The organism is Kitasatospora sp. NPDC058170 (genome assembly GCF_042883905.1).
GTDB lineage: Bacteria > Actinomycetota > Actinomycetes > Streptomycetales > Streptomycetaceae > Kitasatospora.
In genome coordinates, this window is record NZ_JBHVUV010000008.1 from 1 (window position 1) to 25,958 (window position 25,958).

Annotated in this window: 25 protein-coding genes; 9 read left to right on the top strand and 16 right to left on the bottom strand. The window is 75.1% G+C overall.

Going from position 1 to position 25,958, the window contains the following annotated elements:
• The 5 genes from ACFVVX_RS10910 to ACFVVX_RS10930 all read right to left on the bottom strand — a co-directional run.
• On the bottom strand, positions 1-1,036 hold a 1,036-nt coding region (locus ACFVVX_RS10910), incomplete at its 3' end, for an ALF repeat-containing protein (RefSeq protein WP_387943800.1).
• Between the two features lie 374 nt (positions 1,037-1,410).
• Positions 1,411-3,390 (bottom strand): trypsin-like serine protease, encoded by a 1,980-nt coding sequence (locus ACFVVX_RS10915; protein ID WP_387943802.1) that lies wholly within the window; start codon positions 3,388-3,390, stop codon positions 1,411-1,413.
• Between the two features lie 658 nt (positions 3,391-4,048).
• A complete protein-coding gene (locus ACFVVX_RS10920) occupies positions 4,049-4,273 on the bottom strand; it encodes a hypothetical protein (RefSeq protein ID WP_387943804.1) in 225 nt (74 codons plus the stop codon).
• Between the two features lie 319 nt (positions 4,274-4,592).
• The gene (locus ACFVVX_RS10925; protein ID WP_387943806.1) at positions 4,593-5,432 is read right to left on the bottom strand and encodes a hypothetical protein; all 840 of its coding nucleotides are present in this window, start codon (positions 5,430-5,432) and stop codon (positions 4,593-4,595) included.
• 137 nt (positions 5,433-5,569) lie between these two features.
• On the bottom strand, positions 5,570-6,271 hold the full coding sequence (locus ACFVVX_RS10930) for a hypothetical protein (protein WP_387943808.1): 702 nt from the start codon (positions 6,269-6,271) through the stop codon (positions 5,570-5,572).
• 345 nt (positions 6,272-6,616) lie between these two features.
• Here ACFVVX_RS10930 and ACFVVX_RS10935 point away from each other — a divergent pair, with 345 nt between their 5' ends.
• Together ACFVVX_RS10935 and ACFVVX_RS10940 are read left to right on the top strand one after the other, a co-directional pair.
• Entirely contained in the window at positions 6,617-7,075 is a 459-nt protein-coding gene (locus ACFVVX_RS10935) for a MarR family winged helix-turn-helix transcriptional regulator (RefSeq protein WP_387943810.1), read from the top strand.
• Between the two features lie 183 nt (positions 7,076-7,258).
• On the top strand, positions 7,259-8,083 hold the full coding sequence (locus tag ACFVVX_RS10940) for an aldo/keto reductase (protein WP_387943812.1): 825 nt from the start codon (positions 7,259-7,261) through the stop codon (positions 8,081-8,083).
• A gap of 229 nt (positions 8,084-8,312) precedes the next feature.
• Here the strand turns inward: ACFVVX_RS10940 and ACFVVX_RS10945 are convergent, their stop codons facing one another.
• Entirely contained in the window at positions 8,313-8,561 is a 249-nt protein-coding gene (locus ACFVVX_RS10945; protein WP_387943814.1) for a DUF5302 domain-containing protein, read from the bottom strand.
• A 193-nt stretch (positions 8,562-8,754) separates the two neighbouring features.
• Here ACFVVX_RS10945 and ACFVVX_RS10950 point away from each other — a divergent pair, with 193 nt between their 5' ends.
• Positions 8,755-9,288, top strand: a complete 534-nt coding sequence (locus ACFVVX_RS10950) for a hypothetical protein (RefSeq protein ID WP_387943816.1) — start codon at positions 8,755-8,757, stop codon at positions 9,286-9,288.
• Between the two features lie 114 nt (positions 9,289-9,402).
• On the opposite strand, the gene ACFVVX_RS10955 is transcribed toward ACFVVX_RS10950, so the two are convergent.
• The 3 genes from ACFVVX_RS10955 to ACFVVX_RS10965 form a co-directional block, all read right to left on the bottom strand.
• A complete protein-coding gene (locus ACFVVX_RS10955; RefSeq protein WP_387943818.1) occupies positions 9,403-9,654 on the bottom strand; it encodes a hypothetical protein in 252 nt (83 codons plus the stop codon).
• 266 nt (positions 9,655-9,920) lie between these two features.
• Positions 9,921-10,379 (bottom strand): carboxymuconolactone decarboxylase family protein, encoded by a 459-nt coding sequence (locus ACFVVX_RS10960; RefSeq protein WP_387944242.1) that lies wholly within the window; start codon positions 10,377-10,379, stop codon positions 9,921-9,923.
• A 210-nt stretch (positions 10,380-10,589) separates the two neighbouring features.
• Positions 10,590-10,796: a hypothetical protein gene (locus ACFVVX_RS10965; protein ID WP_387943820.1), complete on the bottom strand. Its 207-nt coding sequence runs from the start codon at positions 10,794-10,796 to the stop codon at positions 10,590-10,592.
• A 182-nt stretch (positions 10,797-10,978) separates the two neighbouring features.
• Between ACFVVX_RS10965 and ACFVVX_RS10970 the strand changes: the two genes are divergently transcribed.
• A complete protein-coding gene (locus ACFVVX_RS10970) occupies positions 10,979-12,865 on the top strand; it encodes an acyl-CoA dehydrogenase (RefSeq protein WP_387943822.1) in 1,887 nt (628 codons plus the stop codon).
• 92 nt (positions 12,866-12,957) lie between these two features.
• Here ACFVVX_RS10970 and ACFVVX_RS10975 read toward each other — a convergent pair whose 3' ends face one another.
• The gene (locus ACFVVX_RS10975) at positions 12,958-13,749 is read right to left on the bottom strand and encodes a DUF2785 domain-containing protein (protein ID WP_387943824.1); all 792 of its coding nucleotides are present in this window, start codon (positions 13,747-13,749) and stop codon (positions 12,958-12,960) included.
• Positions 13,750-13,836: 87 nt separating this feature from the next.
• Positions 13,837-14,451: a TetR/AcrR family transcriptional regulator gene (locus ACFVVX_RS10980; protein WP_387943826.1), complete on the bottom strand. Its 615-nt coding sequence runs from the start codon at positions 14,449-14,451 to the stop codon at positions 13,837-13,839.
• A 37-nt stretch (positions 14,452-14,488) separates the two neighbouring features.
• On the opposite strand from ACFVVX_RS10980, the gene ACFVVX_RS10985 reads away from it, so the two are divergent.
• The gene (locus tag ACFVVX_RS10985) at positions 14,489-14,815 is read left to right on the top strand and encodes a rhodanese-like domain-containing protein (RefSeq protein ID WP_387943828.1); all 327 of its coding nucleotides are present in this window, start codon (positions 14,489-14,491) and stop codon (positions 14,813-14,815) included.
• Between the two features lie 107 nt (positions 14,816-14,922).
• On the opposite strand, the gene ACFVVX_RS10990 is transcribed toward ACFVVX_RS10985, so the two are convergent.
• The 3 genes from ACFVVX_RS10990 to ACFVVX_RS11000 all read right to left on the bottom strand — a co-directional run bounded on the left by ACFVVX_RS10990 (position 14,923) and on the right by ACFVVX_RS11000 (position 16,626).
• The gene (locus ACFVVX_RS10990) at positions 14,923-15,138 is read right to left on the bottom strand and encodes a hypothetical protein (protein ID WP_387943830.1); all 216 of its coding nucleotides are present in this window, start codon (positions 15,136-15,138) and stop codon (positions 14,923-14,925) included.
• Between the two features lie 317 nt (positions 15,139-15,455).
• Positions 15,456-16,061: a flavin reductase family protein gene (locus tag ACFVVX_RS10995; protein WP_387943832.1), complete on the bottom strand. Its 606-nt coding sequence runs from the start codon at positions 16,059-16,061 to the stop codon at positions 15,456-15,458.
• A 163-nt stretch (positions 16,062-16,224) separates the two neighbouring features.
• Positions 16,225-16,626: a hypothetical protein gene (locus ACFVVX_RS11000; protein WP_387943834.1), complete on the bottom strand. Its 402-nt coding sequence runs from the start codon at positions 16,624-16,626 to the stop codon at positions 16,225-16,227.
• A gap of 242 nt (positions 16,627-16,868) precedes the next feature.
• Between ACFVVX_RS11000 and ACFVVX_RS11005 the strand changes: the two genes are divergently transcribed.
• From ACFVVX_RS11005 to ACFVVX_RS11015, 3 genes are all read left to right on the top strand, one after another.
• Entirely contained in the window at positions 16,869-20,009 is a 3,141-nt protein-coding gene (locus tag ACFVVX_RS11005) for a BTAD domain-containing putative transcriptional regulator (RefSeq protein ID WP_387943836.1), read from the top strand.
• A gap of 105 nt (positions 20,010-20,114) precedes the next feature.
• Entirely contained in the window at positions 20,115-20,927 is an 813-nt protein-coding gene (locus ACFVVX_RS11010; RefSeq protein ID WP_387943838.1) for an SDR family NAD(P)-dependent oxidoreductase, read from the top strand.
• A 93-nt stretch (positions 20,928-21,020) separates the two neighbouring features.
• Complete coding sequence (locus tag ACFVVX_RS11015) at positions 21,021-21,686, top strand: class I SAM-dependent methyltransferase (RefSeq protein ID WP_387943840.1); 666 nt, start codon at positions 21,021-21,023, stop codon at positions 21,684-21,686.
• A 29-nt stretch (positions 21,687-21,715) separates the two neighbouring features.
• Here the strand turns inward: ACFVVX_RS11015 and ACFVVX_RS11020 are convergent, their stop codons facing one another.
• Positions 21,716-22,906, bottom strand: a complete 1,191-nt coding sequence (locus ACFVVX_RS11020; RefSeq protein ID WP_387943842.1) for an FAD-dependent monooxygenase — start codon at positions 22,904-22,906, stop codon at positions 21,716-21,718.
• Positions 22,907-22,969: 63 nt separating this feature from the next.
• On the opposite strand from ACFVVX_RS11020, the gene ACFVVX_RS11025 reads away from it, so the two are divergent.
• Complete coding sequence (locus ACFVVX_RS11025) at positions 22,970-23,548, top strand: TetR/AcrR family transcriptional regulator (protein ID WP_387943844.1); 579 nt, start codon at positions 22,970-22,972, stop codon at positions 23,546-23,548.
• 46 nt (positions 23,549-23,594) lie between these two features.
• Here ACFVVX_RS11025 and helR read toward each other — a convergent pair whose 3' ends face one another.
• Positions 23,595-25,742, bottom strand: a complete 2,148-nt coding sequence (gene helR / locus ACFVVX_RS11030; protein ID WP_387943846.1) for an RNA polymerase recycling motor ATPase HelR — start codon at positions 25,740-25,742, stop codon at positions 23,595-23,597.
• Positions 25,743-25,958 lie beyond the last annotated feature (216 nt).

Consider the following 25,958-nt stretch of genomic DNA (forward strand, 5'->3'; position numbering starts at 1 on the left):
GTGCGCGGGCCGCGGCGTTGCCGGCCTTGGTGGCGGCCGCGGCCGCGTTGGCCGCGGCGTTCGCGGCCTGCCGGGCGGCCTCGTTCGCCGCGCCCGCCGCCGAGGAGGCGGTCTGGGCGGCCGTGGCGGCCCGTCCGGCGGCGTCCGCCGCGCGCCCGGCGGCGTTGGACGCCTGCCCGGCGGAGCCCTGCGCCGCCTGTGTCTCGGCCGAGGCCCGTTCGGCGGCCTGCTTGGCCAACCGGGTGGCGTCCAGGGCCTTGCCCGCGGCGTCCTTGGCGGTCTGCGCCTGCTCACCGGCCTGGGCGGAGGCGGTCTTCGTCAGATCCGCCAACTGTGCGACGGTCAGCGTCTCCTGGTCGTGCGCGGCGGCAGTCTGGTAGCCGTACTTCAGGAAGTCCTGGACGTCCTCCATGCCGCCGTCCAGCGCGGTGCCGGCCGCCTTCTTCACCTCCGGTCCGCCGGCGGCCATCAGCTGGGAGAGGTGGACCCGGTCGTCGTCGTCCCTCGCCTTGGACCAGCCCTCGTTCAGGAACCGGGTGACGTCGTCCAGGGAGCCGTCCATGGCCTTGCCGGCGGCGTCCCTCACCCCGGGGCCGCCGGTGGCCATGATCTGTGACAGCCGCACCCGCTGGTCGTCCTCGAAGGCCTTCTTCCCGCCCTTGTCGAGGAAGTTCTGCAGATCGGCCGCGGACCCGGCCAGCGCGGCGGTCCCGGCCTCGCGCACCCCGGGGCCCGAGGCCGCGAGGAGTTCCTCGATCCGCGCCCTCAGGTCCTGGTCGGCCGCGGCCGTCTGACCGGTCGCCACGAACGCCCTCAGGTCGTCGTCCGAACCGGTCAGCGCGGCCTCCGCGGCCCGGCGCGTGGCAGGCCCCCCGGCCTGCCACGCCGCCACCGCCTTCACCCGGTCCGCGACCGGCCCCGTCGCCGGCGTCGCGTCCACTGCCGCCGCCGGGATCGCGAGCAGCCCTGTCAGCAGGCTCCCCGCCACGATCCCGGCCGCGACGGCGGCCCGCGGCCGTATCGTCCTCGGTCTCACTGACACCCTCATCGAAATCCGCTGTCCCTTCCTCTGGGTACCGAAGTGCCGTGCGGCCACCGGCATCCGGGCCGGTGGCTTCGAGAAGCGCCCGCGGGCTGCGGTGGGACGCGGGAGGCGCCCCACCGCACCCCGCGGGCGGCTGTACGGGCGGAGCGGCGCACCCGCAGCCGCCCGGCGAAGCCGTGCCCGGGCCGGCACCGGCCGGTGGCCGCGGTCGTGCCCGGGCAGGCGGACGGCCGCCGACCGGGTGCCGGCGGCCGTCTGTGCCCTGCGCTGTGCCTGTGGCGCTGTGCCTGCGCGGTTCCTGTGCCCTGCGCTGCGTCTGCGACCTGCGCTGTGCCCGTGCCTGTGCCCTGCGCTGTTGGCGCCGCCTACCAGGTGCCGGTCAGGGTCGTGCCGGTGTGGCTGCCCGCGAGGCCCTGGAGGTCGACGGACCGGAGGGGGCTCCAGTTGCCGTCGGCGAGGCGGGCGGTGGTCAGGACGCGGTTGTCGCCGGTGTCGGCGACGAACTGGAAGTCGCCGTCGCCGATGGCGCCGCTGATGGAGGTGGCGGTGATCTGGCCGAGGACGCCGTTCAGGGAGAGGAAGGAGTGCCATGTGCCGTCGGCGTAGCGGACGGTGTGGTAAGCCTTCGTCCCGCCGTCGGTGATGACGGCCAGGTTGACGTCATTGCCCTGGCGGGCCATCGCGACGGCGTTGACGGGGCCGGTGGCGCCGGCCGAGGTCGCGAGGGATCCCCAGGTGCCCCAGTAGCCGTTGGCGTCGCGCTGGGTGTGGAAGGCCTTGCCGTCGGAGACGGCCGCGACCTGCAGTTCGGTGCCGACGCTGGTGGCGGCGAGGGAGGTGATGCCGTTCAGGGGGCCGGTGGCGTCGAGGACCCTGCCGTAGGCGGTCCAGTAGCCGCTGGGGACGCGGACGGTGTGGTAGAGCTGCCCGTCGGCGACGACCACGACGTGGAGGTCGGGGCCGATCGACGTGGCGGCCACCTGGGTGATCTCACCGAGCGCACCGGCGTTGGGGGTGAGGTCCCCGAAGCTGCTCCAGGAGCCGTCGGGCTCGCGGAGGGCGTGGTAGAGGCGGCCGTTGCCGCCGACCGCGAGGACGTGGGTCTGGCGGTCGATGCCGGCGGTGGCCGAGCTGCGCACGCCGCCGATGTTCCCGGCCTTGCTCTGGACGTCCTCGAAGGGGGTCCAGGAGCCGTCGTAGAGGCGGGTCGCGTGGTACAGGTTGGTGCCGCCCTTCACCAGTACCTGGGTCTTCCAGCCGAACGCGGTGGCGCGGACCTGCTGGACCCAGCCGGCGATGTCGTCGGTGCGGGTGCTGGAGGCGCCGGTGCGGGTCTCCGTGCTGCCCAGGCAGCCGCCCTGCCACGAGCGGGACGCGACGGCGACGAGCTCGGTGCCGCCGTTGCGCTCCCGCAGCAGGGGCGCGCCGGCGTCGCCCGCGCAGATCGAGGCCGCACCGGCGGCGGGCGCGGTCTCGATGCCGGTGGCGCTCACGGCCCCGGCGGTGTGGGTGGTGGTGTGCTGTTTGAAGGGGGCCCAGTCCGCGGCCGTGCGCCCGAATCCGGGCACGCGCAGGCTCTCGCCGACCGCGGGCGCGGTGGCGGCGAGGACGGCCGGGGTGACGCCGTCGACGGGGTTGGCGAGGCGGGCCATGACGAGGTCGCGGTCGGTGCGCGGGACGAGCTCGACGATGCCGACGCTCTGGCCGCCGACGGCGGCGGTGGCGGCGACCGGAGGCGCGCCGGGGGCGAGGGCGGCGGCGTTGTCGCTGAAGCAGCCTGCCGCGGTGAGGACCCAGGAGCGGTCGACCAGGGTGGCGGTGCAGGCCCGCGAGCCCGCGCTGCGGCCGGGCTGGCCGACGGTGACGGTGCCGACCGCCGGGTGGTCGGCGGCGGCGGCCGGCGCGGCCGGTCCGTCGGTGGCGGTGAGTTCGAGCAGCGTGGTCGCGTCGCCGGTGCTCTCGCCCACGGGCGTCCAGTCGTTCTTCTTGACGTCGATGCTGGTGACCGCGCCCGCCGTCTTCAACGTGGCCTTGACCGTGTGGTCGTCGCCCCTCAGGTTGTAGACCTTCGGGACCTCCACAGCCAGGTAGCCCGTCGGTCCGGTCACCCTGAAGCAGATGTGGCTGGGCGACGCCGCCCGGCTGTAGACCTCCAGCAGGCCGGGCCCTGACGCGCAGTCGGCGAGCTGGATGTGCCCGTCGCCCGTCTTCAGGACGATGTTGCGCTCCGCGAGGATCTTCGCGGCCCCGGGGTAGGCGAAGTCCTCCACCGCCGCCGACGGCGCGGCCTCCGCGGCGGTGGCCGTCGCCGGCACCACCCCGGCCACCACGGGTACCGCCACCATCACACCAAGAGGCCAGGCCAGTCTTCGAACCGTACGCACGATAACTCCCGCAAAGGACATGCCCGGAGAGGCGCCAGAGCCCCCGAGCCGGCAAAGAGGAAAAGAGTCGGTCGGACGCGGCGCGCCATGCGCCCGCGTCAATCCGTCGGCCGCACCGGCAGCGGGTCTTCGACGAGGGGTCAAGTGCCGCCGCCCGCCGCCCCGAACGGATCCGCCCGGCCCGGATCATTCGTCCATGAACAAGGATTTCCCGGGCGGGGCAAGGGCGGTGGTGGATGCCGGTCGGCCGATGTCCCCAGTCTCACCTCTCCGGCGCGGCCGTGCCTGCACCTGTCGGGTGTAGCCACAGCAGGTGCCCGGTCGTCCCGCACCGGCCGCCGGCGCGTCCACGGCTTACCGGGCCTCGGGGCAGGCCGGTGCGTGCGGCCGCCCTCCCGATGTCCCTGCGCTCCGGTGGCGTGACGGCGGTGCCGCGCCCGGGTGCTGTCCGCGGCTAGTGCCGCGTCAGGCAACTTTTGCCCGTCAAGGAGCGGCGTCCGGTGCGTGCTATCGGCGTGCCGGCCGGAAGTCCTCGTACTGGACGTACTTGGGCTTTCGGCCGGTGCGGCGAGAGTGCGTGCCGGGCGTCGCGACGGGGCGAAGGTTGCCTGACGCGGCACTAGCTGTCGAGCCGGCCCGCCTCGGTGCGGCCGGTGGTGTCCGCGGTTGCCCGCAGGACTCCCGTGACCGCGCTGTCGGCCGTGCGGCTGGGGCAGGCGAGGGAGCGGGAGCACTCCACGGCCTGGCCGAGCCGGACGGCGAACAGGACGACGGCGGCCGTGAGCGCCAGCAGCAGGGCGGCGGCGGACAGCGCGACAACGGTCTGGAGGTGCCTGGTGGTCAAGGGGGTACTCCGTGCGGTCGGGGGCGGGGCGAAGCCCGGTGGACACGAGCCGGGCCGGCTCCCGCAGTTGACGGGGGGCCACGACCGCGAGCATAGGTCAATGATGAGAGTATGTCGATGGTTTAGCTATCGATCCACCCACAGAGGCCCGCACTCCGGGCGAAACCGGGGCGATCCGGCTGCGGGACGTCGCGGGCGGCAGGACCCTCGTCACCGGCGGCGGCAGCGCGGGCGCCCTGCGGGTGCGGCAACTGCCCTGAGGGCCCGTCCGCCCGCGGCGTCCGGGACGGACGGGCAGGCGGGAGTTCGGGGACGGGCCCTACGGCCGCTCGAAGTACTGCAGGACGCCGCCGACCGAGAAGCACAGCGCGCCGGCGAAGGTCCCCCAGTTGGCGATGCCGATGCTGACGAGGCTGTCGGTCTCCGGGCGGGTGAAGGCGGCCAGCGCGGAGACCAGGAACAGCACGGACCCGAACTGGTTGACCGCGACGACCCACCAGCCGAGGCTGCGCGCGCGCCAGCACGGGCGGCCGTGGCAGACCTCGACCAGCGCGAGGTGCCCCGAGACCAGGAACAGCGCGCACCCCACCATGTCGGGGGCCCAGATCAGCCGGTTGACCTGCTGGGCCGAGAGCCCCTGGAGGAAGGAGTCCAGCAGGTTGACGCCGAACACGAGCGTCCCGGCGAACAGGACGAAGGTGCTCAGCCAGTCGATCCGCCCGGGCTCGTAGCTCCACCACCGCCAGCCGCCCGTGACCAGCGAGTCCGCCGCGCCGGAGCGGCGCGGGGCGTTGACCGCCTGGAGCAGCGAGACGTAGCCGCCGGTGTTGAAGAACAGGCCTCCGGCGAAGTAGACCGAGGCGATCGCGGTGGCGCCCACCGAGCCGGCCTCGGCGAGGGCCGCGCCGAGGGCGAACAGGGCGCCGCCGATCGTGAAGGCGACGGCGGCGACGGTGTTGAGGACGCGCAGGCGGTGCAGTGCCGTGTCGTCGGCGCTGCGCGGCGGGCCCTCCGCCCCCGTCTCGGCACGGACCCTGAGGGCGCCGCGCTTGCGGGCCAGGCGGGACTCCCAGACGGCCGAGCCACCCTCGGCCAGCCGCCAGGTGAGGCGGGTGGTGAACGGTCCGGCGCCTTCGGCGCGCTCGTCGGGGCGAACCACGGGGTGAGCCTAGCCCCGTGCGCGCCGTGCGGTGCGGTGCTGGGGGCGTGTCATCGCCGCATGTCATCGCCGTATGTCATCGCCGTATGTCATCGCCGCGGGTCCAGCCGGGCCCCCGGCAGCCGCCCCCGGACCGGTCAGGCGAGCACGTTGACGGCCCGGGCGACGACCAGGCCCAGGATGAGCAGGGAGATGATCGACTGGACGGCCATGGCGATCTTGGCCCAGGCCGCCAGCGGCATGACGTCGGTGGGGCTGAAGGCGGTGGAGTTGGTGAGCCCGAGGTAGAGGTAGTCGATGTACCGGGGCCGCCAGTGCGGGGGGCTCAGCTCGGGGGTGAGCTGCTGGGGGAAGGCGAGGGCCGGGGTGGCGGGCATCCGGTGGGCGCGGACGGCCGGTCCCCCGCTGTCGAGTTCGAAGTAGAGCAGGGAGAAGGCCAGCACCGTGTTGCCCCAGACGCCGCCGCCGGCGCGCAGCAGTGCGGCGGCCGAGGCGGTCTCGCTCCCGCCGTGGACGAGGTCGTCGACCAGTTGGACGGTCGACCAGGCGGCGCTGACGACGAGGACGCCGACCAGGGCGATCGACAGCGCGCGCAGGGCGGTGGAGCGGCGGTCGATCCGTCCCGGGTCGCCGGCGATGAGCGCCACCAGGAGCAGCCCCTCGACGAGGGGGATCACCCAGCGGGGCGCCAGTCGCAGGTCGTCGGGCAGCAGCAGGGTCAGCACCATCGCGGCGCCGACCGCGGTGGCCATCGGCCAGCGGGCCTCGCCGTAGACCGGTTCCTGCTGCGGTCCGGCGCCGTCCGGCGTGCGGGGGTCGGTGGGGCGGTGTCCTGTCATGGTCGGTGGGCTTCTTCGGGTCGCCGGGCGGTGGGGGCGGTGGGGGCGGTGGTCGCCTCGCCGGCTGGGGCCGGGCGGCCCGGCACTCGGGCGGCGGCACAGCGGGGCGGGGCGGGCTGGGGCTGGGCGGGCTGCGAGCGTAACCCGGTGGTGGGCGGCTCCCCGGGTGGCCGGGCCCGGCGGGTGGCGCGTGTCCTCCCGGCGGTCGCAGGCGGCCGGGAAGGGGGTTCCCGACGGACCCAGCCGGGCTCCGATGTATTTGCTTACGCCGACTACATGTAATCGCGGGTAATTTCAGATGTAAGCTATCCTGGAGCGCAGTCGCCCGGGACGGAGGAACACCCCATGACCGCTACGGACCCCGCCCTCACCGCCCTCGCCCAGGGCTGGTGCGCACTCTCGCTGCTGCACGACAGGATCGAGACCCATGTCGAACGGGCCCTGCAGAGCGGGCACGGCCTGAGCGTGCGCGAGTACTCGCTGCTCGACGTCCTCAGCCGCCAGCACGACGGCGAGGGCGGCCACCTGCAGATGAAGCAGGTCGCCGACGCCGTCGTGCTCAGCCACAGCGCCACCACCCGCCTGGTCACCCGCCTGGAGGACCGCGGGCTCCTGGCGCGCTACCTGTGTCCCACCGACCGCCGGGGCATCTACACCAACGTCTCCGGGGCCGGCCTGGAGCTGCTGGAGGAGGCCCGCCCCACCAACGGGGCCGCGCTGCGCGAGGCGCTCGCGGCGGCGGACCTCGATCCCCGGCTCCAGCCCCTGGTCGCGACCGTCAGGGCGGCCGGCACCCCGGTGTGACCGGGCACGCGGCCACCCCGCACGGGCACCGCGGGCACCGCACGGGCACCCGCCGCCCCGCACCGGACCACGCCACCGCCACCGCGGCGCTCACGGCGCGGTCCTGACCGACCGTCCGCTCCCCCACCCGTCCGTATCCGCATCCGTATCCGCACACACCCTCACGACAAGGAACCGTCACCCATGGCATCCGCCCCCACCGTCAAGCTCAACAACGGCGTCGAGATCCCCCAGCTCGGCTTCGGCGTCTACCAGATACCCGACGACGAGACCGCCGCCGCGGTGGGCTCCGCCCTCGAAGCCGGCTACCGCTCCATCGACACCGCCGCGATCTACGGCAACGAGGTCGGCGTGAGCCGCGCCGTCGCCGCCTCCGGGCTGGCCCGCGAGGACCTGTTCATCACCACGAAGGTGTGGAACGCCGACCAGGGCTACGACGCCACCCTCCGGGCCTTCGACGCCAGCCTCGCCAAGCTCGGCACCGACTACGTCGACCTGTACCTGGTCCACTGGCCCGCCCCCGCCCGGGACCTCTACCTCGACACCTGGCGCGCCCTGGAGAAGCTGGCCGCCGAGGGGCGCATCCGCGCCGCGGGCGTCTCCAACTTCCTGCCCGCGCACCTGCGCCGCCTGGCCGAGCACAGCTCCCTCGTCCCGGCCGTCAACCAGATCGAGCTGCACCCCGGCCTGCAGCAGGCCGAGCTGCGCGCCCTGCACGCCGAGCAGGGCATCGCCACCGAGGCCTGGAGCCCGCTGGCCCAGGGCGCGGTGCTCGGCGACGACGCGATCGTCTCCGCGGCCGCCCGGCACGGCAAGTCGCCCGCCCAGGTCGTCATCCGCTGGCACCTGCAGCTCGGCAACGTCGTGATCCCCAAGTCCGCGACGCCGGAGCGGATCCGCGAGAACATCGACGTCCTCGACTTCACGCTCTCGGACGAGGAGATGGCCGCCATCGCCGCACTGGACCGCGGCCTGCGCACCGGCCCGGACCCCGACGCCTTCAACTAGGCCCTGCCGGGCCCACCGGCCCACCGGCCGCCCGCGGCCTCCGCTCCCCCGCCTCGCCCCGCCTCGCCCCCGGGTCCGTCCATCGCCCGGGCGGCCTCGCGGGCGGCCCGGCCGGGGAGCGGAGGCCCGCTCCCCCGACCAGGTGCTCAGGCCGCCCGGCCGGAACCGGGCCCGGCGGCGGCCCCGGCGTCAGCCTCAGTGACCGGAGCAACCAGGGCGACCGGAGTGATCAGCCACCGCTCTTGCGGCGGAAGTTGCGCTTGCCGCCCGCTGCGCTGTGGGCGCCGTGGATCTTCGAGTCCCCGTCCGGACCGCCGCTCTTGCCGCCGGTCTTGGCGCCGTGCTTGCGCTCCAGCGCGGCGAGGAACCGGGCCTTCACGTCATCCTGGGAGCCCGGCTCCGGGGCCTGGGCGGCGTCGGGCGTCTCGGACTCGTCGGGCGTCTCGGGGCTGGTGGATGGCGCTACGTCGCTGCTCATGCAGGACCTCCTGGGTGGGGTGGTGCCGGTAGACGGCTTCACGGGACACCATGTCATGACCGAAGGCCCCCCTGCTGACACCGCCCGTCCCGCACGGCCTCCGCCCGCCGCCGGAGCCGAGGACCGACCCGGAGCCGTCCCGCCGCAGGTCCGACGCCCGGTCGCACCGCGCCGGCCTGGCTAGGCTTCGCCCATGGCGAGCCGGCACCGTTCGACGGAGTTCACCGAGTCCCAGCTGTCGGTCATCGACGAGCTGAGCGTCCTGCCGTTCCCCGAGCAGGAAGGCAGACCGGGGACCGACGGCGGGTGGAGCGGGCCCGGGTATCACGTGGCCGTGCTCCGGGAGAGCCAGGACTTCTGGAACGACCGCGGCGAGGAGATCGTCGAGGCGGCCGAGCAGGAGCTGGAAGCCGATCTTGACGCACTGGCGGCCGTCCTGACCGCCCGCTGGGGCGCCCCCACGACGGTCGATCTGGGCCCGTATCTCGGGTTCGACGATCCGGACCCCGAGTTCACGGCTCCCGAGCCGCTGGGCTTCCTGTGCAACGTCGCCGCCGGCAGCATGCAGCTGTGGCAGCCGCCGTCCGGTGGCCGATGGCTCGCGCTGGCCATCGGCCAGGCGGACCGGGAGCTGCCGTTCGAACTGCTCGCCGCGATCGGCGAGGCGTCCTCGCTCCCGGGACGAGCCGGGCCGGCGGGCCGACCGTCACCCACGGGATCGTCATGAGCGTCGGCGACGGCGAGGGCGAGGGCGAGGCCTGCCGCTGGTGAGGTCCCCGGGCACGCCGCTGCCCCGGGCGGCAGCGGTCGCGGCCCGGGGCAGGAGGCGGGGTGTCCGGGCTCAGGCCATACAGGCGTACCACTGGCCGAGCGCGAAGGAGGCGCCCCCGGCCCAGTAGTTGACGTTGTACGCCGCCACGCACTGGTCGCGCTTCGACAGCTGCAGCACCCCGACCGGCTGGTCGGGGGTGATGTCGAACGGCAGGTCGACGACCGACGGCTTGGAGGTCGGCTCCGCGGCGTTCGCCTGGGCCCCTGCGGTCATGACCAGCACGGGGGCCAGCACGGCCACGGCGGCCGCTGCGGTGATCATTCGGCGGATTCTCATGGGGTGTGCACTCTCCTTCGAGGCGGGCGGGCATCCCGGCGGCAGTGCGCACCCGCGGTACGGCGGGTGCGCACTCCCCCCGGTGTCCGGGCTCCCGCGACGGCTTGCGGCGCCCGGGACCTGGCCGGCGTTCGGCGCCGTACGCCGGATCCTCGCAGCGGCGGTCGGGGCGGCGACATCCCATGTTCCAGGGATGCTCCCGGGACCGCCCCGACCCGGGCCGCCTTCGGGCGCCGGTGGCCGAGGGTGCGTCAGGTCCACTGCTGGGCGGGGGCGACACCGGGGACGGGCTTGCCGATGAGGGCGAGGGGGACGAAGAAGTTGACCTGGCCGATGGCGATGGTGAGGGTGGCCAGCGCCCTGGGGTCGTAGTGGCGGGCGGCCTCGGCGTAGAGGGCGTCGGGGACGCGCTCGCCGTGGGGGTTGGGGGTGAGGACGGCCTCGACGAGGGCGAGCGCGGCGCGCTCGGCGTCGGTGAAGTACGGCGCGGTGTGCCAGGTCGCCACGGCGTCGATGCGCCGGTCGCTCTCGCCGGCCTTGCGCAGCAGACCGGTGTGCATCGCGGTCAGGTAGGTGGAACCGACGATCTGCCCGGCGCGCAGCTGGACCAGGCCGATCGTGGTGCGGGCGACGGAGCGGTTGCCGGTCGCCCGGTAGAGCCAGCCGCCCAGCTCCTTCAGCTCCGGGACCAGCTCGGACGGGTCCGACATCCGCGACGTCGGCCCGGTGGCGGCCTCAACGGCGGTCGCGGCGGTCGCGGCGGTCTCGGCGGCGGTGGCCTCGGTGGCGGCGGCCTCGGTGGCGGTGGTGTTCACGGCGGGCTCCTCTTCAGCGGTTTCTCGTGCCTGCACCCCACTGACGGATCCCGGGCCGGGGTTGTGACAGGCGGCCGCGAAGAAGAGGCCCCCGGCTGCCGGCGGTCAGAACCGCCGGGCCGCCGCTTCGGGCAGGTCGCTGCCGAACGGGTCGTGCTCGGCCGCGAACCACTGCTGCTCGTCGGACGAACCGGCGGGCTCCAGGAAGGGGGACCGCTCCACGGGCAGCAGGCGGGGGCGCTCCTGCTGGGCGGGCAGGTCGGCGGCGGATTCGGAGAAGGGGCGCCACGACGGGCGCTGGTCGGCGGTCATGATCAGCAGTCTGTCAGTCCCGGGGCGGCTCCGGCGCCAGATCGCGGCTCGGCGGTTCGGCGGCGGCGCGCCCGGCCCGCCTGACGGTCCGTCAAGACGGGTGCGGGCGGTGAGCTTGATCACAAGGGCGTGTCGTCCGGGCGGGTCGCGCAATTAGTTCAGACATGACCTCCCTTCCTGGCATGCGCACGCCTTCCGACGACGCACTCGACGCACTTGACGCACCCGGCGCAATCCGCGCATCCGATGCGTCCACCGACCCGACCGCCGCCGAGCTGAGCGGCCTCCTCTTCGGGGCGGACCGCGAGCAGGTCCACGGGCCGTGGCGGGAGTTGGCCGCCGACCCGTGGATGCAGCGGCAGCACGAGACGAGCCCCGCCGACCAGCTCACCGCGTCCTACCGGCGGCTGCGGCGGCTGAACCGGGCGGCCGATCCCGCCCGCCTGGCCGCCGACCCCTACCGCCTGACCGCGCTGCACGAGTGGACCGCCCTGATGGACGGCGGGCTCACGGTGCTGGCCGGCATCCACTTCAACCTCTTCCTCGGCAGCCTGCTCGACCACGACCCCCATGACAAGCGGCCGTTGGACGAGTACCTCGCCATGGAGCGGATCGGCACCTTCCTGTGCACCGAGCTGGGCCACGGCAACGACGCCGCCGCCCTGGAAACCACCGCGGTCTACGACCCGGCCGACCGCACCTTCACCCTGCACACCCCGCACGCCGGCGCGCAGAAGTTCATGCCGAACACCGGCCCGGCCGGGGGCCCCAAGTCCGCCGTGGTCGCCGCCCGGCTCCTGGCCGGGGGCCGCGACCACGGGATCTTCCTCTTCCTCACCCCGCTCACCGACCACGGCGGCACCCTGCCCGGGGTCACCGTGCGCCCGCTCCCGCTGCGCCCCGGCAGCCCGGTGGACCACTGCCTGACCTCCTTCGACCAGGTCCTGCTGCCCCACGAGGCGCTGCTGACCGGCGAACACGGCCGACTCGGCGACGAGGGCACCTTCACCAGCGCACTCGGCAGCAAGCGGAAACGGTTCCTCACCAGCATCGGCCGGGTCACCCTCGGCAAGCTCTGCATGAGCGCCAGCGCCCTCGGCGGCGCCCGGGTCGCGCTGGCCACCGCCGTCCGCTACGCCCACCACCGCCACGTCACCGGCGCCCGCCCGGACCGCAGGGTGCCCCTGTGGGCGCACCGCACCCACCACGGCCCGCTGCTGGAAGGACTCGCCACCGCCTACGCCATGACGGCGCTGCACCGCGCCACGACAGCCCTGTGGGCCGGGCACGACCGCACCGATCCGGCCGCCGCCGCCCTCGCCGAGCGCCGGGTCGCCCTCGCCAAGGGCTGGATCACCTGGCAGGCCCGTGCGCTGCTGATCGAGTGCCGCGAGCGCTGCGGCGCCCAGGGCCTGCTGCCCGTCAACGGGATCGTCTCCCTCACCATGGACATCGAGGGGACGATCACCGCCGAGGGCGACAACCTCGCCCTCTGGGCCAAGACGGGCGCCGAACTGCTGCTCGACCAGGACGCCCCGCCCGCCGCCCCCGAGGGCGAGCCCGCCGACCCGGCCGACCCGGCCGTCCGCCAGGAGCTGCTGCGGGCCGCCGAACACCTGCTGCTGGCCCGCGCCCGCACCCGCCTGCGCCAGGCGCCGCCCGGCGACAGCCTGCGCCGGTGGAACGCCGCCGCCCCCGGCGCCCTGGCCGCCGCCACCGCCCACGCCGAGCACCGCGCCGCGGCCGCCCTGCTCGCCATGGCCGAGCGCGCCGCCGACCCGACGGCCCGCGCCGTGCTCCTCGATCTGCACCTGCTCTTCACCGTGCGGCGCATCCAGGCCCACGCCGCCACCCTCCACGCCGGGCGGTACCTGGCGGCCGACCGGATCGACGCGCTCGCCGACCTGGCGGAGCAGAGCATCGCCCGACTGGCCGGCCACGCGGACGCGCTGGTCGGCGCCTTCGACATCCCGGAGCAGGTCCTGGCCGGGCGCCCGATCGCCAACTCCGGCTACCAGGAGGCCTTCGACGACCCGTCGGCGCACTGGAACGCCGTCCACCGCGCCTGAGCGGGCCCGGTGTGCGGTACCGGGAGGCGGGGCCGGGTGCCGCCCGCCTCCCGGCACCCGGGGGCGGGCGGCCTGCCGGGGGTGCGCCGCCGTCAGCGCCTGACGATCAGGTCGAGGACCTCGGCGAGGCGGGCCTTGACCGCCCCGCCGTGGTGCAGGGGCTGCGGCGGCGACTCGGCGCTCCACCGCACGCCCCGGTCGGCGAGGACGTAGAGCAGGCGCAGCGTGCGCAGGCAGTTGGTGAGGTGGGCGGGGACGGGGACGCTGATGGTGTCGGCGCCGAAGCGGTCGGCGACCCGGTCCAGCCAGGCCGTCGCGTCGGGCCGGTCGAGGTCGGGCCGGGTGAGGATCCGGGCGACGGCCCTCGCCAGGCGGTCGTCCTCCAGCTGGTCGAAGACGTGGTCGGTGGGGGCGGTCAGCCGGGCGGCGGCGAGGTCGAGCATCCGTACCGGCGCCACCTCGGGGTGGCATCCGAAGCGGCCCAGCAGGTCGGCGCCGTGCGCGACCGCGTGGAGCCAGCCGAGTACCTCGTCGTGGCCGCGCAGGTCCTGCTCCTGCGGGTACCACCGTTCGAAGGCCGTCACCCAGGGGGCGCTGAAGTCCCCCGCGCCCACCAGCAGGTCGAGGACGAGGGGGGCGAACGTGCGGGCCTGGACCTCCCGGTCGAGGAGGCGGGCGGCCATCTCGTCGCCCAGGGCCAGCCGCCGGGGTGCGTCGATCACCCCGCGGTCGATCCAGGTCGACAGGACGTCGTAGGCCGCGCCGTCCCGGATCAGCGGGTCGGGGTCCGCCAGGGCCCGGGAGAGGCCGCGTACCAGCTCCTCCAGGGGTCGGTCGGCGGGTACGGCGCAGTCGGCGGCTTCGATCCCGCTCCAGTCGATCACGGTGGGGAGGATAGGCCCACCGCGCGGTTCCGCGCCTGGCATTTACCGGTCCGCGCGGACCGGCTCACGGACCTGCACGGACCGGCCTCACGCCGCGCGGAGGGCGAGGCGCAGCAGGCCGGCCCGGATGCGCTGTTCGCCGAGCTCGGGCAGGAGTGCGGCGACGTGGTCGGCCGCCAGGGCGGCGAGCAGGGCGTGGGCGGTGTGGTCGGGGTCGGGCGCGGTGGTGAGCAGGATCGCCACGTGGCGGTGCCAGAACCGGTAGGCCCCGATCCGGTACCGGGCGCCGGGGGTGGCGGTCTCCGACATCCGGACCAGTGCCAGGTGCTCCAGCAGGTAGTCGAGGTAGGCGTCGAGGAACGCGGCCAGGCGTTCGTCGGGCGGGGCTCCGGGGCCGAGCGGGGGCGGCCCGTGCAGGACCGCCTCCTGCAGCACGCGCTCGCGGGCGTCGAGCAGCGCGGCGGCCAGTCCCGACTTGTCGCCGAACCGGCGGAACAGGGTGCCCTTGCCGACGCCGGCGGCCGCGGCCACCTGGTCCATCGACACCGCCTCGACGCCCTGCTCGGCGAACAGCCTGGCGGCCGCCTCCAGTACCGAGGCCCGGTTGCGGGCCGCGTCCGCGCGTTCCTTGGGTGGCGGGGTGCGCAGGAGTTCCAACGGGATTGCCGAACCGGACTGCGGTCCGTTAATGTCGTGAGCCATAACAGGACTGTAGTCCGATTCCCTGGGAGGCAGCACCATGACCGCACTCATCACCCGCGACGAGCTCGCGGCGGCGATCGAGGCCGGCGCCGTGACCGTCGTCGACACGCTCGGCGGCGAGTACTACGCCCAGCAGCACCTGCCCGGCGCCCTGGCGCTGGTCCCGGCCGAGGTCGACGCCCAGGCGCCCACCGCGCTCCCCGACCGCGGCGCCCCGATCGTCACCTACTGCTCCAACCCGGCGTGCCCCAACAGCGGACAGGTCGCCGACCGGCTCACCGCCCTCGGCTACACCGACGTCCGCAAGTACCGCGAGGGCATCCAGGACTGGGTCGGGGCCGGCCTGCCCACCGAGGCCTCCTGACCCGCCCCGCACGCCGGACGGCCGGCGGGCCCGGGGTGGTGTCGCCCCGGGACCGCCGGCCGTCGAACCCTGGATGCGGCCCTCGGCCGCGGCTCGGACCCGGCCGATCAGCCGTGGGTCTCCTCGGACGCGACCAGCCAGTTGATCCGCGGGCCGACGAGGCCGACCGCGGCGTTCCCGGCCTCCAGCTTGCTCAGGGAGGAGGGCAGCTGCGGCTGGTGCTGCCCGCCGTACGCCAGGGCGGCGGTCGGGGCGGCGACCGCCGCGGCGGCGGCCAGGGTGGCGATCACGACAAGCTTGGGGAGCGTTCCACGCACCGACATTTCAATGTCCTTCCGGTCGTCTCTGGTCTTCCACCGGCCCGCGGGGCGAAGTGCCCCGGGCGGGCCGGGCAAGGAGCTCCCGCAGGGGAGCCGCCGAAGAGACGTTTGCACACCAACTCAGGCCGCCCGCAATCCGATCGGCGCGGACGGGTGAACGGATGCCCCGACCGGGTGAGGAATGCGGTCATCCAGCCCAAGAAGCTGACCTGACGAGTTGCCCTGACGAGCCGACCCGGCAAGTCGCCCGGACGGGCGCCGTCCTGACGAGCCGTCGGGGTGCGGGCGATCCGTCGGGGTGCGGGCGGAGCCGGCCGGGCTCAGCGTCCGGGCCACTGCGCGAACGGGATCCGGGCGATCTCGCGCAGCTCGCCCGTCGTGCCCCACTCGTTCCTGCCGAGCCGCGACAGCGGCCGCATCCGGGTGATGTCCGGGTGCCCGTCCACCAGCACCGAGTCGTCCACCACGGCGTGCACCACCCGGCCGAACACCACGGTCGAGTCGCCGAGGCCGAGGGTGCTGTGCAGCCGGCACTCCAGCGCCACCGGGGAGGCCGCCACCCGCGGCGGCTTGACCAGCAGCGAAGGCTCCGCCTCGATCCCGACCGCCTCGAACTCGCCCTGCTCGGCGGGGAAGTCGGTGCCGGTCGCGTTGATCTGCTCGAACAGTTCCTCCGGCGCCAGGCTCACCACGAACTCGCCGCTCTCCTCCACGTTGCGCAGCGTGTCCTTGCGCCCCACCGAGGTGAACTGCACGATCGGCGGCTGCACGGACGCGATGGTGAAGAAGGAGTGCGGGGCGAGGTTCGCCGTGCCGCTCGCCGACAGCGTGGACACCCACGCGATCGGCCGGGGCACCACGACCGCGGTGAGCAGCCGGTAGAAGTCATCACGGCCGGTGGCCTGGGGATCGAAGTCGACGCGCATACGGCCAAGTATCCCGGCTCGGGTGCGCCGGTCGTGACCGGGTGGGCGGCGCGGGCGGCGCGGGCCGCGCGCGCACGCCCCCCCGGGGGCCGGCCGGCCCGGTCCCCCGTTGTGACTCGGGCCGGCCGGTGTCAACTGCGCGGCGCCGGGGCCGCGGGGCGGGTCAGAGCTGGGTGGCCGTGACGCTCAGGGAGCCGCCCCCGCCGAAGAAGAGCGTGGCGGTGGGGTAGCCCGACCACTTGTTCACCGGGCCGGCGGAGACGCCCACGCCGGTGCCGCCCGACTTCCACTCCGAGTACCGCTCCTCGCCGTTCGCGGCCCGGACCCGCACCTGGTAGCTCTTGTTGGTCTTGTTGGAGTACCCGTTGGCCCAGGCCTCGCCGGTCACGGAGATGTGCACGGCCACCCAGTCGCCCTGGTACCACTTGGAGGCGTTGTAGTACATCCGGCAGCTGGAGTCGTTGCTTCCGACCTCGTTGTAGCAGTTCCTCGTCCCGCTCAGCAGCGGGGCGGGCGCGGCGGAGGCCTGCGCCGGGACCGCCACCGCCACCCCCAGCAGGGCCATTGAACTCAGCGTTGCAGCAAGGAGCTTCGATCGCACGGCGGCTTCCCCTCGGTCGGCCCGCCCGTGGTCCGGGCGGCGCTTTCGGTCGTACGGACGACTGTGCCGCCGGGCGCCACGGATCCGCCCCGGTTCCGCTATGGCCTGTACATGCTCCGCCCTCTTGGTGGGGCCGCGGCCGTCTGCCAAGGTGGCGTACGGACGGTCCGGTGGGCGGACGCGGCAGTCAAAGGCGGGGGCCTGGTGTGGAGTTGAGGGTGCTCGGGCCGCTGGAGGCGGCGGTCGGCGACCGCCCGGTCGCCCTGCCGGGCGGGCGCGCCCGGATCCTGCTCGCGGTGCTCGCCGTGCAGCGCGGGCGTTCGGTGTCGGTGGAGCAACTGACCGACGCCGCATGGGGTCCCGAGCCGCCCGCCACCGCCCGTGCCCAGGTGCAGGCCATGGTGTCGGCGCTGCGGCGCGCCCTGGGCGCGGGCGGCCCCGGGCCCAGGGCGGCGATCGAGACCCGGGAGGCCGGTTACCGGCTGTCCGCGGAGGCCGTGGACACCGATCTGGGCCGCTTCGAGCGGCTGGTCCTCGACGGGCGGGCGGCGGCGGGCGGACGGCGCCCGGCCGAGGCGGTCCGGCGGCTGCGGGCGGCCCTCGCCCTGTGGCGCGGGCCCGCGTTCGACGGGTTGGCCTCGGAGCCGCTGCGGGCGGAGGCCGCGCGGCTGGCGGAGGGCCGGGTGGAGGTCCTCGAGGAGTGCCTGGACCTCGAACTGGCCCTCGGGCCGCGGCCGGACCTGGTCGCGGAGATCCGTGCCGTGGTGCGCGCCCACCCGCTGCGGGAGTCCGCGTACCGGCTGCTGATGCTCGCCCTGTACCGGGCCGGGCGGGCCGCCGAGGCGCTGGCCGCGTTCCAGGACGCCCGGTGCGTGCTGTCCGCCGAGCTGGGCGTGGAGCCGGGAGCCGCGCTGCAGGAGCTGCACCGGCTGATCCTGACGGAGGACCCGGCGCTGCCCCCGGCCGCGGCCGCCGTGCGCCCGCCCGGGCCGGTGCCGGCGCCGGTGCGGTCCGCCGCGCCCGCTCCCGCCGCCGTCCGGGCTCCGCTGTTCGGGCGGGACGCGGAGGTGGCCGAGCTGGCGGCGCTGCTCGCCACCCGGCGGCTGGTGACCCTGGTGGGCCCGCCCGGGGTCGGCAAGACCAGCCTGGCGCTGGCCACCGCGCAGCGGGCCGGCGGCGAGGGCGGCGGGAGCGGGTGCGCCGGGGACGGCGGGGACGCGGGCGGATGCGGCGGCGGGGCCGGGTGCGAGATCGGCGGCGGCGCCCGGCCGGTGGAGCTGGACGCCGTGGACGACCCCGAGCTGGTGCCCGCGGCCGTCGCCGCCGCCCTGGGACTGCCCGCGGGGCCGGGCCGCCCGATCCTCGACGCCCTGTCCGCGGGCCTGGCCGCCCACGACGCCCTGCTGGTCCTCGACAACTGCGAGCACGTGCTGGAGGCGTGCGCCGCCCTGGCCGACGCCCTGCTGTCGCGCTGCCGCGGCCTGCGCATCCTGGCCACCAGCAGGGAGCCGCTGGCGATCCCCGGCGAGAGCGTGCGCACGGTCGGTCCGCTGGAGGTCCCGACGCGCGACTCGCCCGAGGACGTCCTGCGGTCGGCGGCGGGCCGGATGCTGGTCGACCGCGCCGTCGCGCAGGTGCCGTCGTTCGCCGTGACGGCACGCACGGCGCCCTCGGCGGCCCGGATCTGCCGGGCCACCGAGGGGCTGCCGCTGGCCCTGGAGCTCGCCGCGGCGCAGCTGCGGACGCTGCCCGCCGCCGAGGTCGCCGCCCGGCTGGACCGGCAGTTGCAGGTGCTGGCCCGGCGGCGGGCCCGGCCGGCCCGGCACAACTCGCTGCGCTCCGCGATCGGGTGGAGCCACCGGCTGCTGACCGAGGAGGAGCGGTACGTCTTCGCCCGGCTGTCGGTGTTCGCCGGCGGGTTCACCGAGCAGGCCGCGCTGGCCGTGGCCTGCGGCGGCGACAGCGGCGGTACCGGCAGTAGCGGCGGGGCCGGGGTGGGGGCGGTGCTGCGCGACCTCGTCGAGCGCTCGCTGGTCGTGGCGGAGCACGACGGTGAGGCGGTGCGCTACCGACTGCTGGGGGCCGTACGGGAGTTCGCGGCGGAGCAGCTGGCCGCCGAGCACCGGGCGGCGGAGCGGTCGGCGGTGGAACCGTCGGCGGAGCAGTGGCCGGCGCCGGACGGGGGTGCGCGGGCGCAGGCCCTGCGCCGGCACGCCGCCCACTACTGCGGGCTGTGTACCCGGGTCGGGCAGGGCGCGGTCGACGGCAGCGACGTCGGGCTGCGCACGGAGCTGCGGCGGGAGCTGCCGAACCTGCGGGCCGGCCTCGAATGGGCGCTGGGCTCCGGCGCCCGCGCACCGGGCGATCCCGCGCTGGGGGCGGACCTCGTCGGCGCCATGGCCTGGCTGTGGGCCGACCTGCCGCGCGAGGGGCTGTACTGGGTGCGGCGGGCCCTGGAGCGGATGGACCCGCCCGCGCCGCCCGAGGCACGCCGGCATGTGCTGTACGCGGCGGGCATGATCTCCTTCAGCGTCGACCTGAACCATTCGGCGGGCATGCTGGCCGAGGCCGCCCGGCTCGCCGAGGGCTGCGGCGACGTCCCGCTGCAGCTGGAGTCGCTGGCCCAGCTCTCGGTCGTGCGCTGTCTGCAGGGCCGGGCGCAGGAGGCCGCCGCGATCGCGGCGGGCGTGCTGGCGCCCGTGCTGCGGCACGGCACCCGGCAGGCCGCCGCGCAGCTGCGCACCGCGGTCGCGATCACCCACTGCGCGCTGGGCGACACGGAGGCGGCCGGCGCCGAACTCGCCCGCGCCGAGGAGGTCCTGGCGGCCTGCGGGGCCCGCACTCCGCTGGCCGCCGTCCGCTGGGCGCAGGCCGAGACGGCCTACTACGGCGGGGATCCGGAGCGCGCCGCGGCGCTGTCGGGGGCCGCGCTGCGGGACTCCGCCGTGGCCGGCGACCTGTTCGCCGCCGTGTGCCACCGGGCCCAGCACGCCCGGAACCTGCACGCGGCCGGCGATCCGCGCACGGCCGCCCGGTGGCTGGCGGCCTCCCTGCGCGGCTGCCTCGACGCGGGGCTGTGGATGCCCGTGGTGGACGCCCTCACCGCGGCGGCGCACCAGGAGGCCGGGGCGGGACGGCCGGAGCGGGCCGTGGTCGTGCTGGCCGGCGCGCAGGCGCTGCGCGAGCGGACCGGGCGCCACCCCGCGCCCGTGGAGCTGCCGCTGCTGCGCGCACTCCAGGAGCGCCTGCGCGAGCAGGTGGGCGAAGCGGACCACGCGCACGCGCTCAGCAGCGGCGCCGCCATGGGGGTGGAGGAGGTCGTCCGCTACGCCCTCGCCGCCCTCTGAGCCCGGGGCGGTGGGCGTGCGAACGGGCCGGGCGGGCGACCGTTCTGACGCGTCGTAGGATCTGGTGGTCCACAGAGCACCGGTTCCCCGCGGAGGCGTCACCCCATGTCCGACCAGCGCGTTGTCCTCGTCACCGGCGGCGGTACCGGCATCGGTGCGGCCACCGCCCGGCTGCTGCGCGCCGAGGGCTGCCAGGTGGTGGTCTCCGGGCGGCGCCCCGAGCCGCTGGAGCGCGTCGCCCGGGAGTGCGGCGCCCTCGCCCACGTGTCGGACGCCACCGACCCGGACGACGTCCGAGCGCTCGTGGAGGCGGCCGTGTCGGCCTTCGGGCGGCTCGACGGGGTCGTGCTCAACGCCGGTGTCGGCCGGGGCGGTTCGGTGGGCGACGTCACGCTGGAGGACTGGGAGCTGGTGATGCGGACGAACCTCACCGGCCCCTTCCTGCTCCTGCGGGCCGCGCTGCCGCACCTGCTGCGCGCGCGGGGGGCCGTCGTCGCGGTCGCCTCCGTCTCCGCCCTGCGCAACGGGGGCTCCAGCGCGGCCTACGCCACCTCGAAGGCCGCGCTGCTCCAGCTCTGCCGCTCACTGGCCGTCGACTACGGCCACCTCGGGCTGCGGGCCAACACGGTCTGCCCGAGCTGGGTGCGCACGGAGATGGCCGACCGCCGGATGGCGCGCTTCGCCGAGGAGGAGGGCCTGGCAGGCGGCGCCGACCAGGCGTACCGGGAGGCGACCCGGCTGACCCCGACGGGCCGGCCCGGCGAGCCCGCGGAGGTGGCCGCGGCGATCGGCTGGCTGCTGTCGCCGGCGGCGAGCTACGTGAACGGCGCGGTCCTCACCGTCGACGGCGGGGTCACCGCGCTCGACCCGGGGGCCTCCGCCTTCGACTTCCGGATGGAGCCGCGGCGCCCGCTCTGACGCCGTCGGCTCCCACGAACGGACCCCGCGCCGGGGCGGTGCGCGAGCGGTTCGTTCAAGACCCGGGGCCGCCCGGCGGCCGACACTTCCGGCATGACCGAGCAGACCTTCACCCCCGCGCTGGGCCGCGTCGCCCCGAACCGGTTCTACGACCCCGTGGTCGCCCTGACCCGCGAGCGCCTGTGGCGCGCTCTGAGCGCCATGCACGTGGCACCGCAGCCCGAGGACGTGATCGTCGACGTGGGCTGCGGCACCGGCTCGCTGGCCCTGCTCCTGCACCGGATCGAACCGCGGGCGCGGATCATCGGCGTCGACCCCGACCCCGACATGCTGGCCCGGGCGCGGCGCAAGGCGGCCGCCACCGGCGCCCGCGGCGGGGCCGCGCCGCAGTGGCACGTGGGCATGGGCGACGCGTTGGCGCCGCTGCTGGGCGCCGGCTCGGCGAGCACGGTCGTCTCCAGCCTGGTGCTCCACCAGTGCCCGCTCGCCGTGAAGCGGGCGATCCTGGCGTCGATGGCCGAGGTGCTGCGCCCGGGCGGGAGGCTGGTCATCGCCGACTACGGGCTGCAGCGGACCGCGCTGATGCGCCTGGCGTTTCGCACCGTACAGCTGGCGGACGGCCGGGCGGACACCCAGCCGCAGGCCGAGGGGGTGCTGCCGGGGCTGATCCGCGAGGCCGGGTTCCGCGAGGTCCGCGAGGCCGAGGTCGTGCCGACGGCCACCGGGTCGATCTCCGTCTACCTCGCGCGCCGCGACTAGACCCTGTCCGGTCGGTCGTGGCGGATCGCCTACGCGCAGGGGGCCGGGTAGGCGGGCAGGGGTCGGCGGGAGCCGGTGGGTCCGATGCGGCGCTCCGCCGCCGCCATGATCCGCATCAGCGGGAGCCGGACCAGGGTGTTGCGCACCCATCGGGCGGAGCGGGTCCCGGGCACCATGAGGCGGATGTTGACGCCGATCTGCTGCTTCTCCTCCACCCGTGGGCGGTGGCCCTGCTGGTAGCGCCGGAACGCGAGCCCGTGGTCGCCGCCGGCGGCGGCGAGCTCGCCGGCCAGCCGGTAGGCGCCGACCAGGGCGAGTTCCGCGCCCGCGCCGGATGCCGGCGAGGCGCAGTAGGCGGCGTCGCCCACGAGTGCCACCCGGCCGGTCGACCACGACTCCATCCGTACCTGGCTGAGGGAGTCGAAGTAGAACTCGGGGTCGGCGAGCGCCGCGGCCAGCAGCTCGCCGGTGCGCCACGAGGAGTCGGCTGCGAACGCGTCGCCGATCACGCGCCTGTGCTGGTCGGGGTCGCGGTGGTCGTAGCTGATCGGCTCGTCGCTGCGGAAGATGAAGTACGCCTTGGCCTGGGCGTGGTTGCCCGAGCGGTAGATCCCGGCCATCCTGCCCGGCAGGTTGTACATCGTCACCCAGCGGTCCTCCCCCAGCGCCGCGTCGGCATCGGCGAAGGCGAAGTAGTGGCCCTTGTACTGCAGGAACCGCGACTCGGGGCCGAACGCGAGCCGTCGGACGGTGGAGTGCATGCCGTCGGCGCCGATCACCAGGTCGAACCGGCGGGCGGGGCCGTGCTCGAAGGTGGCATCGACGCCGTCGCCGCTCTGCCGCAGTGCCGTGACCGAGTCGCCGAAGACGCGTTCGACGCCGCTTCCCGCCGCCTCGTCGAGAAGCGCGAGCAGGTCGCCGCGCATGATCTCCACCCCGTCGTCCACCCGGGTGTCGATGCGCGCCACGTCACGGTCCTCGGCGTTCACGAACCTGATTCCCAGGATGTCCGTCGCCGCCGCCCGGACCTGTTCCATGATGCCCATGCGCTCGGCCACCTCGATCGCCTGGTCGCGCAGGTCGACGCCGTTGCCGCCGGTGCGCAGCCCGGGTGCGCGCTCGACCAGGGTGGGGCGGAAGCCGAACCGCGCCAGCCAGTGCGCCAGGGTCAGGCCGGCGATGCCCGCCCCTGAGATCAGGATCCGGTTGTTCGTCGGCATGGATTCCCCCCGGCTTAAGTGAAATACTCATTTCAGTTAGAAGGTAGAGAGGGGCCGATCACCATGTCAACATCCAAGCCGCAGCTCCGTGCGGACGCGGCCCGGAACCGTCAGCGCACGCTGGAGGCGACCCGGGTGCTCCTGGCGGACCCCGGTGCCGTCATCACCGTCGAGGCCATCGCCAGGCAGGCGGAGGTCAGTGCGGCGACGGTGGTGCGCACCTTCGGCGGCAAGGAGGCGCTCATCGACGCCGCCGCGTCCGGGCTGCTCGCGCCGCTCGTCCGGCGGGCGCGGGACCTGCTCTCCGGGATGCCCCCCGAGGAGGCGCTGCGGGCCTTCCTCGGCGAGATGCTGGTGTTCCAGGCCGCCCACCACACCATGAACACCCAGATCGAGGCGCTGAGCCTGCCGGCCACGGAGGCGGAGGAGGCCGCGCTGAAACAGGTCGTCCTGGACATGGTCGTCCGGGCGCGCGACGCCGGCGCGATCCGCACCGACCTCGACCCGGTCGTCACCATGACCCTGATCGGCGAGTGCACGTACGCGATCGCCAGGTCGCGGGCGCACGCGCCCGGCCTCGCGGCGGACTACCTCACGGTGCTGATGGACGGCCTGCGCCCGCGGACGCCCACCGCGCGGTAGGCGCGGTGGACGTCCTGTCGGGCGGTGGGCGTCCTGTCGGGCGGTGTCAGGGGCTGGTGAGGACGACGAGCTGACGGGTCGCCCGGGTCATCGCGACATAGCGGTCGACCGCTCCTTCGACCCCCGTGCCGAACGCCTCCGGGTCGACGAGGACGACCAGGTCGAACTCCAGCCCCTTCGACAGCTCCGGGGTCAGCGACCGGACCCGGGGCGTCCCGCGGAACGCGGGGGCGCCGATCACGCAGGCGATCCCGTCGGCGTTCTCGGCGAGCCAGCCGTCCAGGACCGCGTCCAGGTCCGCGACGGACCCGTGCACCACGGGGATGCCGCTGCTGCGCACCGAGGTCGGCACGTTGGCGTCCGGGAGCGCGGCCCGGATGGCCGGCTCGGCCTGCGCCATGACCTCCTCCGGCGTGCGGTAGTTGATGCTCAGGGAGGCCACGTCGATCCGGTCGAACCCGATCCGTTCGAGCCGCTCCTGCCACGACTCGGTGAACCCGTGCCTGGCCTGGGCGCGGTCCCCGACGATGGTGAAGCTCCGGGACGGGCAGCGCAGCAGCAGCATCTGCCACTCGGCGTCGGTCAGCTCCTGGGCCTCGTCGACGACGATGTGCGCGAACGGTCCGGCGAGGGGTGCCGGATCGGCGGCGGGCAGTGTGCTCCCGTCGACCAGGGTGTCCCGCAGGTCCTGTCCGCGCAGCATCGTCAGCGCGCCCTCGCCGTCGTCGTCGGCCTCGATCAGGCGGTCGATGACGTTGGACATCTGCGCGCGTTCGGCGGCGAGGGCGGCCTCGTGCCGGAGCTTGCGCAGTGACGCCTGCGAGTCGCCGAGCCGATGGCGGGCCGCGTCCAGGAGCGGCAGGTCGGACACCGTCCAGGCCTGGGCGTCCTTGCGCTGCAGCCTGCGCACGTCCTCGACGGCGAGCCCGGGGGCGCACTTGCGCAGGTAGGCGGGCACCGTCCACAGGTCGCCGACGAGGTCGGTGGCCTCCAGCATCGGCCACGCGCGGTTGAGGGCCCCGGTCAGCTGCCTGTTCTGCAGGAGCGACCTGCGCAGCTGCTCGGGCGGGGCGTTGCCGGGGTGCTTGTCCATCAGGATCGTCAGCAGCTCCTCGCGGATCTGCTCGCGCGCCTCGTTGTGCGGGGTGCCCGGTTCCGGTGCCTCGAACGCCGCGGCCCAGTCGTCGGGGCTCAGCCAGATGTCGGACCAGTGGGTCTCGACCGTCATCCCCTCGGTGGGCGGCTCCTCGTAGATGCCGACGGCCGGCTCGATCGCCTTCACCAGGTCCGCGGACGACTTCAGGAGGGCCACCCGCGGGTCGGCCTCGACCGCCGCCGCGGCCCCCTCGGCGACGAGGTCGCGCAGGGTGCAGGTCTGCACGCCCTCCTCCCCGAGGCTGGGCAGGACGTCGGCGACGTAGGCCAGGTAGGGCTGGTGCGGGCCGACGAACAGCACGCCGCCGCGGCGGTGGCCGAGGCGGGGGTCGGAGTAGAGGAGGTAGGCGGAGCGGTGCAGGGCGACGACGGTCTTGCCCGTGCCCGGGCCGCCGTCGACGACGAGGGCGCCGCGGGATCCCGCCCGGATGATGGCGTCCTGGTCGGACTGGATGGTGGCGAGGACGTCGCGCATCCGGGCCGAGCGGTTGCCGCCCAGGCTGGCGATGAAGGCGGACTGGTCGTCGAGCGCGGCGTGCCCTTCGAGCCCGTCGGCGGTGAACACCTCGTCCCAGTAGTCGCTGATCAGGCCGCGGGTCCAGCGGTACCTGCGGCGGCTGGCCAGGCCCGCCGGGTTGGCGTGGGTGGCCGCGAAGAACGGCTCGGCCGCGGGGGCGCGCCAGTCGAGCAGCAGCCGGCGGCCGGTGCTGTCGGTGAGGCCGAGCCGTCCGATGTACACGGGCTCGGGGCTGTCCGTGCCGACGATGCGTCCGAGGCACAGGTCCAGGCCGAAGCGGCGCAGGGTGCGCAGGCGGCCGGTCAGCCGGTGGATCTCGGTGTCCCGGTCCATCGCCTCCCGGCCGATGCCGCCCGGTGCCCTGCGCTCGGTGTCGAGGCGGTCGGACAGTTCGGCGATCGACTGTTCGAGGCTCTCGGTGATGGCCGCGAAGTGCCGCTCGTCCTCGGCGATCAGCGCCGGGTCGGCCTTGGCGGAAAGACGGTCGGGAAGGTCGAACGCGCTGGTGGTCAGGGGGCTCATGTCAGCGGCTCCGATCCTGGGTCGCTCCCGCGCGGTCCGGCGACGCGCACGCCCGCGTCCCGGCGGCGGGGGCGCGCCACCGCGGCGCGGGCCCCGTCACCGGCTCGATGTCATGGCACGGCCTGTGGACCGACAACAGCACACGCACTTCGTGGATCTCCCGTTTCTGCAGCTTATGGCCTTGATCAGGGATTCTGCGGCATGACGGGGGCCTTG

Excerpts from the sequence above, each read along its gene's own strand:
- ACFVVX_RS10915 (WP_387943802.1), bottom strand. The coding sequence starts at position 3,390 with ATGGTGGCGGTACCCGTGGTGGCCGGGGTGGTGCCGGCGACGGCCACC.
- ACFVVX_RS10930 (WP_387943808.1), bottom strand. The coding sequence starts at position 6,271 with ATGACAGGACACCGCCCCACCGACCCCCGCACGCCGGACGGCGCCGGA.
- ACFVVX_RS10935 (WP_387943810.1), top strand. The coding sequence starts at position 6,617 with ATGACCGCTACGGACCCCGCCCTCACCGCCCTCGCCCAGGGCTGGTGC.
- ACFVVX_RS10940 (WP_387943812.1), top strand. The coding sequence starts at position 7,259 with ATGGCATCCGCCCCCACCGTCAAGCTCAACAACGGCGTCGAGATCCCC.
- ACFVVX_RS10945 (WP_387943814.1), bottom strand. The coding sequence starts at position 8,561 with ATGAGCAGCGACGTAGCGCCATCCACCAGCCCCGAGACGCCCGACGAG.
- ACFVVX_RS10950 (WP_387943816.1), top strand. The coding sequence starts at position 8,755 with ATGGCGAGCCGGCACCGTTCGACGGAGTTCACCGAGTCCCAGCTGTCG.
- ACFVVX_RS10955 (WP_387943818.1), bottom strand. The coding sequence starts at position 9,654 with ATGATCACCGCAGCGGCCGCCGTGGCCGTGCTGGCCCCCGTGCTGGTC.
- ACFVVX_RS10960 (WP_387944242.1), bottom strand. The coding sequence starts at position 10,379 with ATGTCGGACCCGTCCGAGCTGGTCCCGGAGCTGAAGGAGCTGGGCGGC.
- ACFVVX_RS10965 (WP_387943820.1), bottom strand. The coding sequence starts at position 10,796 with ATGACCGCCGACCAGCGCCCGTCGTGGCGCCCCTTCTCCGAATCCGCC.
- ACFVVX_RS10970 (WP_387943822.1), top strand. The coding sequence starts at position 10,979 with ATGCGCACGCCTTCCGACGACGCACTCGACGCACTTGACGCACCCGGC.
- ACFVVX_RS10980 (WP_387943826.1), bottom strand. The coding sequence starts at position 14,451 with ATGGCTCACGACATTAACGGACCGCAGTCCGGTTCGGCAATCCCGTTG.
- ACFVVX_RS10985 (WP_387943828.1), top strand. The coding sequence starts at position 14,489 with ATGACCGCACTCATCACCCGCGACGAGCTCGCGGCGGCGATCGAGGCC.
- ACFVVX_RS10990 (WP_387943830.1), bottom strand. The coding sequence starts at position 15,138 with ATGTCGGTGCGTGGAACGCTCCCCAAGCTTGTCGTGATCGCCACCCTG.
- ACFVVX_RS10995 (WP_387943832.1), bottom strand. The coding sequence starts at position 16,061 with ATGCGCGTCGACTTCGATCCCCAGGCCACCGGCCGTGATGACTTCTAC.
- ACFVVX_RS11000 (WP_387943834.1), bottom strand. The coding sequence starts at position 16,626 with ATGGCCCTGCTGGGGGTGGCGGTGGCGGTCCCGGCGCAGGCCTCCGCC.
- ACFVVX_RS11010 (WP_387943838.1), top strand. The coding sequence starts at position 20,115 with ATGTCCGACCAGCGCGTTGTCCTCGTCACCGGCGGCGGTACCGGCATC.
- ACFVVX_RS11015 (WP_387943840.1), top strand. The coding sequence starts at position 21,021 with ATGACCGAGCAGACCTTCACCCCCGCGCTGGGCCGCGTCGCCCCGAAC.
- ACFVVX_RS11020 (WP_387943842.1), bottom strand. The coding sequence starts at position 22,906 with ATGCCGACGAACAACCGGATCCTGATCTCAGGGGCGGGCATCGCCGGC.
- ACFVVX_RS11025 (WP_387943844.1), top strand. The coding sequence starts at position 22,970 with ATGTCAACATCCAAGCCGCAGCTCCGTGCGGACGCGGCCCGGAACCGT.
- helR (WP_387943846.1), bottom strand. The coding sequence starts at position 25,742 with ATGAGCCCCCTGACCACCAGCGCGTTCGACCTTCCCGACCGTCTTTCC.